Annotated in this window: 8 protein-coding genes; 2 read left to right on the top strand and 6 right to left on the bottom strand. The window is 47.2% G+C overall.

The window, feature by feature from the left end; all coding sequences use genetic code 11:
• Window positions 1-18: 18 nt before the first annotated feature.
• Window positions 19-3,204, bottom strand: a complete 3,186-nt coding sequence (locus tag AC5JBY_RS13185) for a choice-of-anchor J domain-containing protein (RefSeq protein WP_495905063.1) — start codon at window positions 3,202-3,204, stop codon at window positions 19-21.
• Between the two features lie 162 nt (window positions 3,205-3,366).
• Between AC5JBY_RS13185 and AC5JBY_RS13190 the strand changes: the two genes are divergently transcribed.
• Window positions 3,367-4,392: a proline iminopeptidase-family hydrolase gene (locus tag AC5JBY_RS13190; protein ID WP_495905064.1), complete on the top strand. Its 1,026-nt coding sequence runs from the start codon at window positions 3,367-3,369 to the stop codon at window positions 4,390-4,392.
• Between the two features lie 77 nt (window positions 4,393-4,469).
• Here AC5JBY_RS13190 and AC5JBY_RS13195 read toward each other — a convergent pair whose 3' ends face one another.
• Window positions 4,470-5,582 (bottom strand): carboxylate-amine ligase, encoded by a 1,113-nt coding sequence (locus tag AC5JBY_RS13195; RefSeq protein WP_495905065.1) that lies wholly within the window; start codon window positions 5,580-5,582, stop codon window positions 4,470-4,472.
• Window positions 5,583-5,690: 108 nt separating this feature from the next.
• Window positions 5,691-6,668, bottom strand: a complete 978-nt coding sequence (locus AC5JBY_RS13200; RefSeq protein WP_495905066.1) for an ATP-grasp domain-containing protein — start codon at window positions 6,666-6,668, stop codon at window positions 5,691-5,693.
• 105 nt (window positions 6,669-6,773) lie between these two features.
• Here AC5JBY_RS13200 and AC5JBY_RS13205 point away from each other — a divergent pair, with 105 nt between their 5' ends.
• Complete coding sequence (locus AC5JBY_RS13205) at window positions 6,774-7,598, top strand: alpha/beta hydrolase (RefSeq protein ID WP_495905067.1); 825 nt, start codon at window positions 6,774-6,776, stop codon at window positions 7,596-7,598.
• 1,209 nt (window positions 7,599-8,807) lie between these two features.
• Here AC5JBY_RS13205 and AC5JBY_RS13210 read toward each other — a convergent pair.
• The 3 genes from AC5JBY_RS13210 to AC5JBY_RS13220 form a co-directional block, all read right to left on the bottom strand.
• Window positions 8,808-9,347 carry a hypothetical protein gene (locus AC5JBY_RS13210; protein WP_495905068.1) on the bottom strand — a complete coding sequence of 180 codons (540 nt, stop codon included), beginning with the start codon at window positions 9,345-9,347 and terminating at the stop codon, window positions 8,808-8,810.
• A 135-nt stretch (window positions 9,348-9,482) separates the two neighbouring features.
• The gene (locus tag AC5JBY_RS13215) at window positions 9,483-12,215 is read right to left on the bottom strand and encodes a TonB-dependent receptor (protein WP_495905069.1); all 2,733 of its coding nucleotides are present in this window, start codon (window positions 12,213-12,215) and stop codon (window positions 9,483-9,485) included.
• Between the two features lie 453 nt (window positions 12,216-12,668).
• Window positions 12,669-15,962 carry a TonB-dependent receptor gene (locus AC5JBY_RS13220; RefSeq protein WP_495905070.1) on the bottom strand — a complete coding sequence of 1,098 codons (3,294 nt, stop codon included), beginning with the start codon at window positions 15,960-15,962 and terminating at the stop codon, window positions 12,669-12,671.
• Between the last annotated feature and the right edge of the window lie 499 nt (window positions 15,963-16,461).

A 16,461-nucleotide genomic window follows, 5' to 3' on the forward strand; every position in this document is an offset into this window, starting at 1 on the left:
TTTCAGTATATGCCTGATTTAGTGAGGTCTTTTAATAATACGTTGCGTAACCACCTTGTCGTCGTAGAACATCCGGAGCGTATACACACCATTGCTGAAACGGCTGAGATCAACCTTGATATTGGTGCCTGCATTACCGTTGTAAGAACGCTGATACACCACCTGGCCCGATGAGCTGATCACGACCATACCTTTCAGATTGGCGGGCGGTATCAGGTGCCGTACTTCAAAGGCATCGCTGAAAGGATTAGGATAAATAATATATCCTTCTGACTTCAGCTTCGCTGGCAGCGTTACCGTGAATATGTTGATATTATCCAGGAAAGTATTGTTGCCACCATTGCTGGTATTCTTGAACACTACCTGGAAGCTGCTCTTACCGGCAACAGCCCTGGAAATGTCGATATGTTCCTTTCTCCAGAAATGATTGTTGGGCACAAAGCCGATCGGATCGGTAGTATGATCATATACCGGTGCCGTGTTGGGATCGCCAAGCGTTTGCAATTCAGCACCCCATTTCTTGTACACAGAAGTGAAGGTGAGGCCGCAATCGGAAGTGACCAATACTTCGAGCGTATCCATTGGAAGACCGGTGCTGCCTGGGAATACCTTGGTAGCATGCGCTACGTCGAAACGGGCATACACAGAGTCGGCCGTTTGTATCCTGATCACTGGAGAGAAGAGTTGGTCTGTTTGTCCGCCACCACTTTGGTAATTGCGTATCCACGCCGAAGCACTAAGCTCAGTAGAACTAAGCGTGTTTCTTTCCCATGTATTATTCGTGCCCGATGTAACGAGGCCCCAGCCGGCAGGAGGGAAGGTGCCGGTTTCAAAGCCCTGCGTAATAGGCGCATCGGTAGGCGTAAAGATGGTGAACCTTAAACGGAGCGTATCATTCGATACATCCTCATCTGCGCCATTATTAGGATCGGAAGTATACACAGTAAGAATATGGGCGCCTGCGGTTATATTCGATATAGTGCCCAATGCATAATCAGTGACAGCTCCTTTGGGAAGAGAGCCTGTCCAGGTAAGCGTAGTTACCGGGCCATTGTCGATGCGGTAGTTAACCTTCACTGTAGTCAGATTGGCTTTGGCTTTATTGCCAAGCGTAATGGTAGGTCTGATGCTGAAGTCATTACACTGGAACGGTGGCACCCCTTTGATCGCGATCAAAGTTGCATCCCTTGCCGACAACGCTGCAGCTGTAACACCAATATCATCGATGAAGATGTTGTTGCCATAAGCATTCACATTCCTGAATTTAAAGATCATCTTTTGCCCGGCCACGATAAGAGGAGTGAGGTTGACTTTTTCCGTACGCCACAGGTCTTCAATATCCTCAGGGTCGAAGTCGCCGGTCTCTGTATCAGTTTGCGTTTGCAGATTTTTACCCGTTTTCTTATAGATGATGAACCAGTTTTGACCACCATCATTCGAAGCATGAACCTCCAGGCCATCCCAGGTATAAGCGGCATCATCATAACGTGCATGCGCCACACGGAAACTAAGTATGGAACTATCAGAAGTGCCGAAGTCGATAGGAGGAGTAATAAGTTCGTCGAGTTGCCCGGGTTCATTATACGAATAGTTGGCAGCAGCTACGGCGCCAGTGGTGAAAAAGTTTAGGTCACTGAGCGTCCAGGTATTGGTGCCGGTAGGGTTATTTACATACCACAGGTCACTGGCAGCTGTTAAACGTGGTGGAAAGAACGGGCCATCGAAGTTCTCAGCGAAAGGAGCAGTCAGCACATTGGTGCGAATACTCACACGCGAGATGATGGTATCATTATGCAGGTAATTATCAGTAGCCGCATTAGGCGCTGAAGTATACACTGTCACGGTATGGCTACCCCTTGCCCCTGTAATGGAACCCACGCTGAGCGTGGTATCGCGCAGCGGATCAAGGCTGATAGGGAAAGTTGTAGTTACAGGAGCGCCTATGTCAATCTGTACAGACACGGCAACGGAAGTAAGGACAGTAGAACCATAGTTGCGTACTGTTACCTTGATGGGCGTATTATCCACTATAGGGCTTCTGGTATCGCACTTGCCCATCGGCGTCATGCTCACAAGGAAGGCATCTGTAACAGGAGCAGGCGGCGTAAAGGCATCAGACGTTTTTAAGCTTGCCCGGTACATATCGATAGTTGCGGTCACCCGTTCCTTTTGTCCCTTGGTAAAGAAAAACATGGAGCGGTCATCGAAATAATTCATGAAGTTCATGTACATCATGCCCGGTGGCGAAGGAGCACAGCCATCGGAATACAGGCCACTCACGTTCCCAAACATAGTCTCTTCAATCGCTTTCTCAGGAGGCGTATCATCATTGGAGGCGGCGTCCGTCAATGGCCAGCCACTTTGTATCCTGAAATCGAGGTTGTTGCAGGCAGCATTATCGCCAAACGTATGCCACAGGTAAAAATAATGCCCCACCTCATGCGACAGCGTAGCACCTTCATTGTACAGCGGCGAAAAGTTGCGGCAGGGATTAGCGCCGAGTGTTATCAAGTGGATAGCTACTCCTTGTGGGCCGATGGCAGCTGAATTGGTAAAAGGAAAAGTAGCGATACCCAGCAGGTTATCGGTGAAAGTGGCACACCAGATATTCAGGTACTTGGTCACGTCCCACGGGTCGAGGCCCCCAAGTGAAGTACTCTTTAATTCATTGATATTGTTTTGCGTGAACGTCTTGGTGGTGATGCGGCGCTCGATGCCATTTGTAGCAGTCCCGGTGGGCGTGCGACGTGCAAGCACAAAACGAACAGGTATATTGGCGATGGCTGATATAAACTCAGGAGCAAATACACCATGAGCCTTATAAAATTCCGCTTTTTCACCAGCAAAGTCACGGTTCAATATTTCCAGGTGCTCATACATATCCCGGTCGGGAATCACATTCACTGCGCTGGCAGCACCCACAAGGTGAAATACAACAGGAATTACAATGTCGCCGGGCAGTATGCGTAAGCCGCTCTGTTCTTCCTTGCGTTGGAGATAAGCCTGGTATTGCTTTTGACCCTCTTCCCGCCACCGCTCTACAATAGAAGGGTCTTCACGGACGATCTTGTTGAGCATTTCCATGGTGCCGCATCGGTGAATTTGCTCGGGAGCAGGCGGGCGGTGTTGCTTTTGGGCGGTAGCCACCAGGGTCATGCATAGGCATAAGGCTGCTAACACAGCACTTAGAGTAGAATTTCTCAAGGCATAAAGTTTTGGTTCAGTAATAGAAGACTCTCATGTGTTACTACACTCAATTTACTATTTTTTTAACACAGTTATAGCAGCGATCATTTTTTTAATAGCTAAAATCCTGCTCCAGTCTGTACTTTAGCACAATCGTATAATCAATTAAATGCTTTCAACATGCGTAACTGCTATCTGTACGGGATATTGGTATGGGTTATGATCGTTGGTGCCTGCTCAGGCCACCAATCTACCCAGTCACCCGTAAATGATTACCTCTATGTAAGTGACACCGGTGTGCGTGTAGCCGGTATTAAAATGATACCTGTCAATACACCCATTGGCACCTTTAAAGTGTGGACCAAGCGATTTGGTAACAATCCATCAATCAAGGTGTTGCTGCTACATGGCGGCCCGGCCATGACGCATGAGTACATGGAGAGCTTTGAAAGCTTCTTCCCCGAAGCAGGCATAGAGTTCTATGAATACGACCAATTGGGGTCATATTATTCCGATCAACCCACCGACAGCAGCCTGTGGACCACCGCTCGTTTTGTAGAAGAAGTAGAACAGGTACGCAAAGCCCTGGGGTTAGATAAAAATAATTTCTTCCTGCTGGGCAATTCCTGGGGAGGCATCCTGGCCATGGAGTATGCATTAAAATACCAGGACAACCTGAAAGGCCTCATCATTTGCAACATGATGGCCAGTTGTCCGGACTACGGAAAATATGCCGCAGATGTATTGGCTAAAACGATGGACCCCAAAGTGCTGGACACCATCCGGCAATTGGAAGCCCGCCAGGCATTCCAGGACCCCAAATACATGGAGTTGCTCATGAAGCATTTCTATAGCCAGCATATCTGCCGTCTGCCCGAATGGCCGGAGCCGGTGAACCGCAGCTTCAAACATGCCAACGGAACCATCTATACACTGATGCAGGGGCCATCTGAATTTGGTATTGGTGGCCGTCTTGCCAACTGGGACCGAAAAGCAGACCTGCCCTCCATTAAAGTACCCACGCTTACAGTAGGAGCAAAACACGATACGATGGACCCCGAACACATGAAGTGGATGAGCACACAAGTGCAAAAAGGGGCATACCTCTATTGTCCCAATGGAAGCCACCTCTCCATGTGGGACGATCAAAAAGTGTTTATGGAAGGAGTAATTAAGTTTATTAAAGAAGTAGACGGAAAAAAATAATTACTGGCAACCGAATATGAATCGGGGTGACATCTTTTCGCTATCGAAGCAAAAGAAGGTGGCACCCCGATTAAGTATTATACGCCGTGAAGAAACTGACTTTGAATATAATCAACCACGTTGCTGAGACTTTGCGTTTGCTCGTAAACCTTTAATTGCCTGTCGGCGCCGGTACCCTCTTCCATCATGCGGGCCACATAATTCACTGCATGACGGCTGCCCAACGGATCAACCACATCATCGATGAAGTCAAGCAACTCATAAATGAGCACCCGCGCATTTACTTCTTCCTCTTTACCAAAATCGATAAGACGGCCATCGATACCATAACGGCTGGCGCGCCACTTATTTTCATTGATCAGCGCACGTGAATACTGAATGAAGTTAAGATTCTGGTTGCGCAGCTTATATATCTTGGCACATACCCCCTGAAAGAGCGCAGCAATAGCAATGGTTTCCGGCACGGTCATAGGCACATCGCAGATACGGAACTCTACCGTATTGAAGAAAGGATGCACCCGCAGGTCCCACCATATTTTTTTAGCATTATCGATACAATTCGTTTTTACCAGCAGCTTGATATAATTGTCATACGCCTCGATAGAATCGAAGGTTTCGGGAATGCCGGTACGTGGGAATTTATCGAAAACTTTAGTGCGGAATGATTTGTAACCCGTTTGACGACCCTCCCAGAAAGGAGAATTGGTGCTGAGCGCATAAATGTGCGGCAAAAAGTAGCGCGTGCTATTGGCAATATGATTAGCCATTTCACGACTCTCCATGCCAACATGCACGTGCAAACCAAAGATGAGGTTGCTGCGCGCCGCTTCCTGCAACTCATTCACGATCTCATTATAACGAACGTGATCAGTAATGAGCTGACTTTCCCAATGGCTGAAAGGATGCGTACCTGCAGCCCCCATGGCATAACCCAGGCTTTGAGCAATGCTGGAAATGGTTTTACGTAAAGTGGCTACATCGTTAAAAGCTTCATCTACATTCTGGCATATATCCGTGCCCACTTCCACTACAGCCTGATGCATCTCGGCCTTTACCTTGTCTTTGATCACTTTTTGCCCTTCCGTAACAATGCGTTGCTCGTGACTCTTCAACTCGCGGGAATTAGGGTCCAGTACCATGTACTCCTCTTCAATACCCAGTGTAAATTGCTTGTAATTCGTATTTGACATCAATCGATAGAAAATTTGAAATTTTTAAATGGATATGGTGTACAAAAAAACTCATGACGCTAAACGCCCGACGCATTATTGCCGATTGTCGACTGCCGATTGCCGGCTCTAAAACCTCGCTTCCACTACTGCTTCCACCAGTGGACGGCGATCAATGCTATGTCTAACATATTCACCCCATGTAAGGTTGTCGCGGTTGGGTTCCTGCGCCAGTGCACGCTCGATGGCATAGTTGGCAGCCGTTTCAATCACCCAGTTGAAATTGTCTTCACCCACACTTTGCAGGTCGGCATCAGGCGCCGGGTTGCAGAAGTCGATGGCATAAGGAATACCATCACGTATGGCCAGCTCTACAGTATTGAAATCATAGCCAAGATACTGGTTGATGCGCAACACGATCTCTTCCATCTGTTGCAGCCTCTCAGGCGAAGGACGGAAATCACTGGTATAGCGCAGATGATGTGGATTGCGCGGCTCATACGGCATGATGCGAACATGCTTGCCACCAATACAATAACAGCGATAATATTCTTCGAAAATGATCTCTTCCTGCAGCAACATCACCAGTTGCTCCGTTTCCTTGTGTTTGCTGAAGAAGTCATCCAGGTCATGCAGCTTGTAAACGTTCTTCCAGCCGCCACCGGCAAAAGGTTTCATATAAGCAGGGAAACCTACATAGTTGAAAATGCCTTCCCAGTCGAGCGGGTAGGCGAGGTTGCTGAACGATTGATCGGTAGTATCAGTGGGCAATTCGTAAGAAGGCAGAATTACCGTTTTGGGAACGGGCACACCTATCTTCACAGCCAGACAGTTATTAAAGAACTTTTCATCGGCGCTCCACCAGAACGGATTATTGATCACAGCCGTTCCACTGATGGCTGCATCCTTCAGGTAAGCTCGGTAAAAAGGCACGTCCTGGGAGATACGGTCCACGATGACAGCGTATTCATCTGCAGCACCTTGCACCACTTTGTCGATCCGCACCGGCTCGGCTACCACACCATTCACCCCCTTACTGTTGATCCTTTCCACAAAGGCCATCGGGAACGATCTTTCCTTCCCGAAGAGAATACCTATCTTTTTCATCTGTATAATAGTTTTATGATAAATGTAGACTGGAGAGTGGTAACCAAATATATCTGAATGAAAGGGAAATACCAAATTCCCGATTTTCCCTACTTTTGCCGGAATATGCACATTGAGATTAGTACCGGCACCATGGTAGAGACCGTAGCATTGCCATCTGAATTCCTGGACCGAACCGTAACTGTAAATTTTTATCTGCCGACCCCAACCGCCCGACCAGAAGAGATTAGTCTGTTGCTGGTAAACGATGGGCAGGATCTTGAAGCGATGGGATTTGATAAAATGATCAGCTACCTGTCGGAAACTAACCAGGTAACCCCGCTTTTAATAGCAGGTATTCATTGCGGTGAAGACCGTCTTAATGAATATGGTATGCTGATAGGCCCCGACTTCAAGGGTCGTGGCACCAAAGGCCCCGCTTATCAGCGATTCATTCTCGAAGAATTACTGCCATTTATTTATAGCCACTATAAAGTTTCTTCCTTTAAGGAAACTGCTTTTGCCGGCTTTTCACTCGGCGGGTTGAGTGCCATCGATGCAGTATGGAATCATCCCGGCGTGTTCTCCAAAGTAGGCATCTTCTCAGGCTCGTTGTGGTGGCGTTCCAAAGACAAGGACGCTAAAGACTACAACGGCGACAAACACCGTATGATGCACCGCCAGGTGCGCGAAGGAAGCCATCACCCCGGACAAAAGTTCTTTTTCCAGTGCGGTATGCTCGATGAAACAGAAGACCGCAACAAGAATGGCGTCATCGACTCCATCGACGATACCATCGACCTTATGCGCGAGCTGTTGCAAAAGGGGTACAAGGACGGAAAAGATATGTACTACCTCCAATTGCCCAAAGGCAAGCACGATGTTCCCACTTGGGCCAAGGCCCTGCCCGTATTCCTGAAATGGGGCTGGCGCGGCCGCGGCGAAGAGTAGGAAATGATTTATCAAGGTACATCTTTACAATAGGAGCGGCACAGGGCGAATACAACGCTCTGCGAAGCGTAGCTCTGCGAGGCTTGTAGCCTCGCAGCTCTATTCCAGGGCCTTTGGCCCTCCGAAGTAAACGTGCCGCATTCGAATTGCCCGGCCCTTTAGGGCCGGGGTAAGAAACATCACCTTCTTGGGCTTTAGCCCAATGTTCAATATTGCTCTGCGCAACTCGCAGCTTTTCTTCTTCCAGCCGTTGCTTCTCCATCGTCCTTTTATAACACGCATCATTCATCGCTTTGTGCTGCCGTTTCCGCTCTTCCTCCTCCGGGTCTCTCCATTTAGGTTTGCCATCTTTGCCTTTGCGTTTCAACAGACGCTGTATAGATTCATCGCTGTACTTTCTTCGCTTTCTTATCTTCTTAAGCTTGGGCTGCCAGATAAGATTATCAGGATCAACAACCTTGCTTTGCTCCCAGTATTCAACATAACATGTCCACAAAAGCTGTTTTACTTCTTCGTCGTTGTAGGCATTCTTCTCTAATAAAGTAAAAGCTTCGCCAGTAAAGCTGCGGTACATCCAAAATTGTCGCCAGCCGGGTGGCAGCGACTTATATATTTGTGAGCCGATTTTGGAAGCGCGAACCAACAATTCTGCATGAGCCATCGTCTTTCTAAACTCGGCACTCTTTTTTACTCTTTCGGAGGAAAGGGAACTTTTAACGCGGGCATAGTATTGCCCGTCCATTTTATAGAAGGTAATATCATCGAAGGTGCCTTCAAGGAAACAGAGTCCGGCTATTTGTTTTGCCATGGGAACTAGATTATATACCTGAATTTAATTATATTCATCAACCCGGGCAACAGGTATAGGCCATTTTAGGCCAAATTGTCCGAATTGTCCGGATTGCCCGAAAACGCCTCAAAGGCTTTCCGATCCTGGTCATGCCGGGCTACTCTATTAACTGGCGTAAGTATACAGCCAGGATCCGAGCGAGGCGTACTTGTGCCCCGGAAAGGCTACTCCCGGTTTCCTGAAGGGATGATGAATGGATGCTTTATGTCAACGCCATATTAAAGGCGCACTTCACTAAAACGGGAACTGTGTTTCAATTACTGCTTTCTAATACTGTAGGAGTCTAATTAATTCATAGTCAATAACTCAGCTGGCGCAAGCCTGGCTTCGGAAGGGGCGTACTTGTACCCTAATATTTATTACTTACAATTACCTCCACAAAAACATTCTATTGTTTCACCCTGAGGCGTCTTGATAGTCGTTAAAAATTGTGCTTTCAACGCAGCCCACGATGCTTCGGAGTATCGGCATCCGGCATCGAGCCTGATCAATAAGTTCTCGTGCTTTACAACATAATCATAGTCTTTGCTGAAAATTCCACCCTCATCACCGGTGGTTTTGACGGTAGCCAATTCCTTGAACTTATCTGCTGCGGAGCGGTTATTGGCATAATTGTAAATCGTTATGCTGAAGCCCAGGCCTTTAATATCCCCTTTCCGGGAAAGGAACCTCATTTCAGATATATTTTTGAGGGCAGCTGCTTTAAAAGGTGCTGCATAAGTCTCGTACTTGTAGGTGCGTGGCTCTATAATGGCTTTTTCAGTTAGCAGATGGTCAGGCGTAATGATCTTTATGATGCTGTTCTCTACAACGTCTTTGTTGCCATTCTCACAATGAATATTGGTAAATAACGCGATCAATAGAAATACTGCAATACCGGGTTTAAAGGGTGGTTTCATGGTTGGGTTTTAAATTACTGCCGCTATAATAATACATTTTGGGCAGAAATAATAGCGGGTACCCCCACCTGATAAAACGGAAAGAGGCCGCCTCTTGCGAGACAGCCTCTTTGCATTAGATACAATCATCAATCTTTAGAAGTTCACTTTGGCGCCCAGTGTCCAGGTTGTACCGAAACCGGGATAAACACGGTTGTTCAAACCAGAGCCTTTGTCACCAATAACGAAGTCTTTTGCATTATAGCCAGTTTGGCCTTGAGGAATATATTTTACATCACCTGTTGATTCTGCGATATATTCTTTATCGAAAATGTTGTCTACGTTCAGACGGAAAGTAACCTTCTTACCATTAACCTTTACAGTATAAGAAAGCATACCATCCAGCAAACCATAAGAAGGCAGCTTCCAGGGCTGTATGCCAGACTGAGTGGCATCTGACCTGCTCTCAGGAGTAAAGTTGGCGTAAAGATTATCAGCATAGAAATAAGAAGCCCTTATCCTCAGACCTTTAAAGATCTCATAAGTAGCGCTCAGGTTAGCAGTAGTTTGAGCCGCGTCACCTACTTTCAGGTCTTTGGTATACAAGGTAACAGTACCGATCTTGTCGTTGTTGTCATTGTATACATCGGTAGTTACATCCTTTTTCCATTTCCAGTCACCCAGAGACAGCATACCCTGGATTTCCAGTTTGCTCACAGGACGAACGGTAGTTTCTATCTCGATACCCTGGTGCAAGGCTACCATACCGGCGATGTTGGCGCGGAAAGTTTGACCTGATACTGGATCAGGGAAGTTGCGGATAAAGTTCTTATCCTTCCATTCTGTTCTGTACAGGTTCACGTTGGCGCTGAATATTTTAGACCTGAAGCCATATCCCAGCTCTGTGCTGAAGATCTTTTCGTTCGTGATATTCTTGGTAATATCTACGTTGTTGTTGTTGGGCCAAACGGTATTGAAGAAAGGCGCCCTTTCAAAGTAACCAACGTTGGCAAAAACGTTGTGCTGATCCGTGATACGGTAGTTAGCACCACCCTTTGCGATGAAACCAGTAAAGTTCTTCTTGTCAGACTCCCAGATCGGGTTCGTCTTTTTGTCGTACAGGAAGTGATCGATACGTTGGTAGTTAGTGTTTGACAATGAACCAGCTGCGAATACACTCCATTTGTCTTTGTTGTACTCCGCAGATACATAACCACCAACTTGTTTTACAAGACCGTCATTGTTATAATCGATGGTGCCATCGGCGTCATAAGGCGATACATATTTATTAGGATTGTTCAGGTCTTTGTTCTCAAAATAAGCAGCTGTTCCCAGCGGGTCTTCAATTCTCCTGTAGTGAAGGCCTTTGTAATAACGCAGATCCAGGCCGGCATTAAATGAGATAGCAGAGTTGATGTCGCGTGTAACATTGACAATAGCGCCATACCAGTTGTGCTCGTTCATGGATGAACGGCGGATGATACCATTGCCAGACAAGTCAGCTACGTATTGACCTTGATACTGACCTGCAGTAGGCCATTTGGGGTTGAAAGGTGTTGTACCGATCTGAGGATACTGAGCAACACCTGTATTCCATCTTTCGATATCATCGAAACGGATCAGACCATTAGCATCTTTAGGTACTGTGAAACCAGTATATGAACCAGAACCGTTGGGAATAGAACCAATATTGCCGGTGCCACCACCACGGCCAAGTGAAGCATACAATACTGCACTAAGATCAGTACGGTTATCTATTTTCCAGTAGTAGTTCAGATTGGCTACAGGCTTGTGGTAGAAGTTTTTGCTCCAGCTAAACTCTTCTCTGTGGTAATAGCCCCAGGAATCGTTGTATTTGGCGCCGCGAACAACGGTAGTTGCATCGTTGGGGTTACCATAGAAGGTAGCGTAAGAGATACCGGCACTTCTTTGGTTATGCCATTGAGGAGCACCAGTCGCAGTCAGCGTAATGGTGTGTTTGTCGTTGATCTCCCAACCTAAGGTGGCGAAGTAGTTCCAGCCCTGGAAGGCAGTACCTGCTACATAACCATGACCTGCGGTATAAGAAGCGAGCACTGACAGCGCCAGTCCGGTCTTTTCGTTTTTGCCGGTGTTGTAACCAAAAGTATATTTCTGGTAGCCATCGTTACCAATAGTAACGCCGGCCTGTCCACCTTTCTCCATTTCTGTAGCCTTGGTAACGATGTTGATGTTACCACCTACTGCACCGATAGAGAGTTTGGAAGCACCCAAACCACGTTGAACCTGAACACTGCTGGCGATATCGGAAAGACCAGCCCAGTTGCTCCAGTAAACAGCGCCGTTCTCCATGTCGTTTACGGGTACGCCGTTGATCATTACAGCTACGTTGGTTTGAGCAAATCCGCGCACGTTGATACGGGAGTCACCGAAACCACCACCAGATTTGGTGATGTAAGTGCCTGGCATTGTTCTTAATATCTCAGGAAACTCTTTGTTGCCGATCCTTTCTTCGATGGCTGCAGCGCGGATAGTAGAAACAGCTACAGGCGTTTTCCGGTCGATCGCAATGTTACCGGTTACGATTACTTCTTTCATCGCTACCTGGCTGGAAGGCATGCTGATCTCGCCAAGGCTGGCGCCTGGTTCTACCTCTACAGTTTTAGCGAGGTAGCCAACAGAACTGATAACAAGCGTAGCTTTTTCAGTGATTACGAAAGTGAAGCGGCCATCAATAGCCGAAATAAGATTAAGCTTTTTAGAACCCGCTGTAACTGAGAGAGAAGCGCCGGCAATAGCTTCTTTGGTATCAGCATCTACCAGGCGGCCGGTTACAGGGGAATTTGATTGAGCCCATAAGGCAAGGGGTCCGATAAGGACAAGAAAAAATAGAGTGAGTGATCTTCTCATATATGCATGTTTAATTTCTGGTGTCAAAGAAACAATGATCCCTGTTGCTGTAAAGGCAACAATGTATTATCAAATAATTAATTTGCTGTAATAATACACATCATGTTTCATGGCAAAGAAGCCCGAATATTTCATCGTAGCAAGAACCGTTTTGGAGAGTTCTCAAGGGGCTATAGTATGCATCAGCGTGCGGCAAAAGTAGCCTAAAAAAACAGACTGTTCGAACCCTGTGCTATTAGTTTTTTACACAGTCTATTAAGAATCGAACACTACCCAGTTACCCTGAATTGCTCCATGTGGTGATGCCATGCAGTCCGCATGGCGTCACGCTTTCCACAGGCAATGGATGAATCTTAATTGCTGCACGTAAATCAAAAAATAATTATTGCATAAAAAAGGTGAGCCGCCCATCAAGGGCAACCCACCTGTGTGGTGTATTGCTATTATTTACAATCAATTAAAGATATAACGAAGACCCAATTGTAGTCCCCACGTGCTGGCGGTAGAGTAGTTGGGTTGGAAACCTTTTGAATTGGCAGGGTTGAAAGTGAACTTGGGATTGGCCCTGTTGAAAGCCTCGTTGCCGGTATTGTTGGAGCTCGCACCCGATGTAGGTAGCCCCAATACGCCCATATCCTGGAAAGTCCCGAAAGTGTACTGGTAGCGATATCCCCACTCGGAATTGATCAGGTTGAGCGCATTGATGATATCCAGGCTCACCTGCAGCGTATGCTTTCTTTCGCCGGTACGCAAAGTGAAGTCCTGCATCACCCTAACGTCGAGGCTATGCGACCAGGGAAGCAAGGCGCCATACTTTTCCATGTACTGGCCTTTATGCTTGCGCAGGTACCGGTCGTTTTCGATATAAGCAAAGAAGGCATCACTTTGTTGTTTGGCAGTATAGGTATTGGTGCCCACCTTAAAGCCCTCTACGAATTGTATCTCGGAAGGATCTTTGGGTATGTAGAGCACATCATTAGACTGACCATCTCCGTTAATGTCAGAGCCATACCGGTAAGTATATCTTTCCTGCGGTTGTCCGCTGTAGAACATACCAATGGTAGTAGCAGTTCTGCCACCCCAGTAATTGAAACGTTTAGACAGGTTAGCCACTACGCGATGCGGCACCGCATAGTTGGATGGTCCCTGATCAGGTTTGTTAGGATTGAAGATGATGTTATTGGTATTGAAACCGCTGGCACTTTGGTCACTGCTGCCGATGGCTACTTCTTCTGCGAGCGTGTAAGTATACGCGATACCAGCTTCCCAGTTTTGTGAGAAGGACTTCTGTAACTGTGCTGTAAACGCGAAACTGTAACCTTTGCTGGTGTTGTCCAGTACGATCATCTGACCGATGTTGTCGTTCAGGCGTAGATTATAATAAGGCCTTTTATCAGCAGCGCCTCCGAGTGTTCCGTTCTGCGCACCGAGGTTGGCATTACGGAAATAAGCATTGTTGACCTGTTTGGTGTAGATCGCTTCGAGCGTGAACACATAATTACCGGCAAAGCGTTTATCCATTGCCAGATTGCTCCTCCACACCTGTGGCAATTTGAAATCCTTATCAACTGCACTGTAAGAAGGACGGCCAGAAGGAATGCTGGTGCCTACCGGTGGAATATCGGCTTGCGCAGGAATATAAGCAGTGCGGTCTATATTATAACGGATGTTGGCCAACTGTGCGGCGCTTGCGTTGAACTGACCGCGGATCACACCATTATCACCCACCTGGTTTACGAGCCAGATGAAAGGAATACGGCCGGTGAATAAGCCGGTTCCACCACGTATGATGATCGACTTGTCGCCTTCCGGATCATAAGTGAATCCTACACGGGGAGAGAACAGGGGTCGTTGTTTAGGCCACTTGCTTACGTCGAAGTTCTCATTGTTGCCATTCTCATCTTTAAAGGTAATGGCTTCCAATGCCGGGTTTCTGTCAGGCTTATAAGGATAGAAAGGCAGGTCAACACGCAAGCCATAAGTAAGCTTGAACTTTTCAGAAGGTGCCCACACATCCTGCGCATAGATGCCCAGCTGTGCAAACTTTGCTTCCGGAACTTTGATGCCCAGTCGGTTAGTAGGATCATAAGCCACCGAAAAGAAAGTAGGGGCCTGGTTGGCGAGGAAAGATGCCAGCGATGAATAACGGTAGTAACTCGGGCCTGCGCCACTGGTGAAAGAGTTGGCAAATTGCATGTTATCGTAGCTGGCGCCAAGCGTTACAGTATGTTGCCCGAGATTGAGCGTAACGTTATCGGCGATATTCAGTGCTTTATCACTGATGTTATTTAGGTACGAGAACAGATCGGTACCAAATGATATGTACACATTATCAGCATCGCGCATGATATCTACAAAAGAGGCGGTACTGTTTGGATCACGTTTCAACTGGTTGTCGGTGTAAGAACCGATCAACTGATTGGTGACCTTGGTGCTGAAGTTGGAGTTCAGTTCTACCACACCTGATTTTACCACTACATTATTCTTGAAGTTGGAACCGGTGTAAGCCATACCGCCGGTAGCACGGCCGCCCCTGCGGCTATTACCACCGATACGGGGAATAGGGGAGGCGGTACTGGAAGCATTGATCTGATCGTCATCATCTGTTTCCGACTGCGTATAACGCAGCGTTAAACGGTGCTTGGAAGTAATGTTCCAGTCTACACGGCCCAGGAATTTCTTATTCTCTGTTTCGAATCCATAACCTTGGTATTCACCCGGATCATATTTATAAGTGGTAATAAGATATTGCCTTAAATTGTCGAGGTCACTTTTCAATACGCCCGTTACGTTGGGGCCTGCATCAGCAGCGCTGTTTTTGGCTACGAATGTTTGGCCGGGCTGCGTTCTCTTTTCCTGTTCATAGTTCAGAAAGAAGAACAGCTTGTCTTTAATGATCGGGCCGCCGATGCTCGCGCCAAAGATCTTGGTCGACCTGTCGTCGTTGGCAACAGTTTGACCTTTTACTTTTTTTCCATTGAAGCTTTGATCCCGGTAATAACCATATACGGTGCCATACCAATTATTGGTACCCCTGCGCGTTACGGCATTGATGCCGCCGCCTACGAATCCCGATTGGCGCACATCATAAGGGGCAATGTTCACCTGTATCTGATCCAACGCATCGATAGAGATGGCGGAGGTGGCGCCACCGGGCACCATGCCATCGCCGCTGCGGCCGAAGTTGTTATTGAACAGGGAGCCATCGATGGTTATATTATTATACCGGTTGTTCATGCCGGCAAAGCTGTTCCCATTACTTTGTGGTGTAAGACGGGTGAGGTTAGTTAAGCTGCGGGAAATATTGGGCAGGTTCTGTACCAGCCTGTTGCTGATGTTGGTAGAGGCACCTGTTTTCACCGTGGTGCTTCTGCGGCCCGCGCTGATCGTTACGGCTGTCAGTTCGGCGCCGGCGCCTGCAAGAGTGGCCTGCAAGTCGAATTTTTCACCCAAAGGAATATTGATATCTCCTCTTGTGAACTCGGAATAGCCTACATAAGAAACTTTGACGGAATAAGGACCGCCGGGAGGAATATTGGCGACATCGAAACGGCCGCCTGTCCGGGTCAAAACGGTGAATACGGAACCCGTGGGTTCATGCTTTAAGGTGATGGTAGCGCCAACCAGAGGTTCTCCCTTATCTGTTTTAATAACGCCCGTCATACTACTGGTGGTAACCTGCGCTACCACGTTCGTACTGATTCCTATGGCCAGTAACAACAGCAAGGCAATCATAGATTTACTCATATATGCATGTTTGATTTCCAATGTTGGATACAACGAACTGCTGGCATGCGAAAAAGCCTTAACCCCTTGGGTTAACAGTTTCGTTGTTCATCGATACAGATAGGGTCTGAAATGCTAAGGGTTGCTGTCTGATAAAAGCCTGTTGGTCGGTCTGGTGGAGAGTTTCAAGGGAGGATTCAGGTTTTTAGGGCGATGCGACAAATGTAACAGAAAATAAAAGGAAAAGTTAAAATTGGGTGCACAGGTTATTCACAGGAAAGTAGCAAGGGGGCAAAGCCATTATACAGGCAAAGCCTGTAGGAAAAGTGCTGCACGTTCATACAGGTATAATACACGATACCGCCGCCCGGCAACCTTTTCCTCCTGAATGGCGTTATACTAATCAGTTACAAACAGTTATGCCTGCCGGCGATGGCTGAGATTACACGATTTCACTTATTGGCTGAATAATCTCTTAAACTATTTGTTAATCAATTGTTTACAGGCAATGCTTCCGGCA

The organism is Paraflavitalea sp., from assembly GCF_059502485.1.

Bases quoted from the DNA above. Each gene is read 5' to 3' on its own strand.
- AC5JBY_RS13220 (WP_495905070.1), bottom strand. From the start codon at position 15,962: ATGAGTAAATCTATGATTGCCTTGCTGTTGTTACTGGCCATAGGAATC.
- AC5JBY_RS13215 (WP_495905069.1), bottom strand. From the start codon at position 12,215: ATGAGAAGATCACTCACTCTATTTTTTCTTGTCCTTATCGGACCCCTT.
- AC5JBY_RS13195 (WP_495905065.1), bottom strand. From the start codon at position 5,582: ATGTCAAATACGAATTACAAGCAATTTACACTGGGTATTGAAGAGGAG.
- AC5JBY_RS13210 (WP_495905068.1), bottom strand. From the start codon at position 9,347: ATGAAACCACCCTTTAAACCCGGTATTGCAGTATTTCTATTGATCGCG.
- AC5JBY_RS13190 (WP_495905064.1), top strand. From the start codon at position 3,367: ATGCGTAACTGCTATCTGTACGGGATATTGGTATGGGTTATGATCGTT.
- AC5JBY_RS13200 (WP_495905066.1), bottom strand. From the start codon at position 6,668: ATGAAAAAGATAGGTATTCTCTTCGGGAAGGAAAGATCGTTCCCGATG.
- AC5JBY_RS13205 (WP_495905067.1), top strand. From the start codon at position 6,774: ATGCACATTGAGATTAGTACCGGCACCATGGTAGAGACCGTAGCATTG.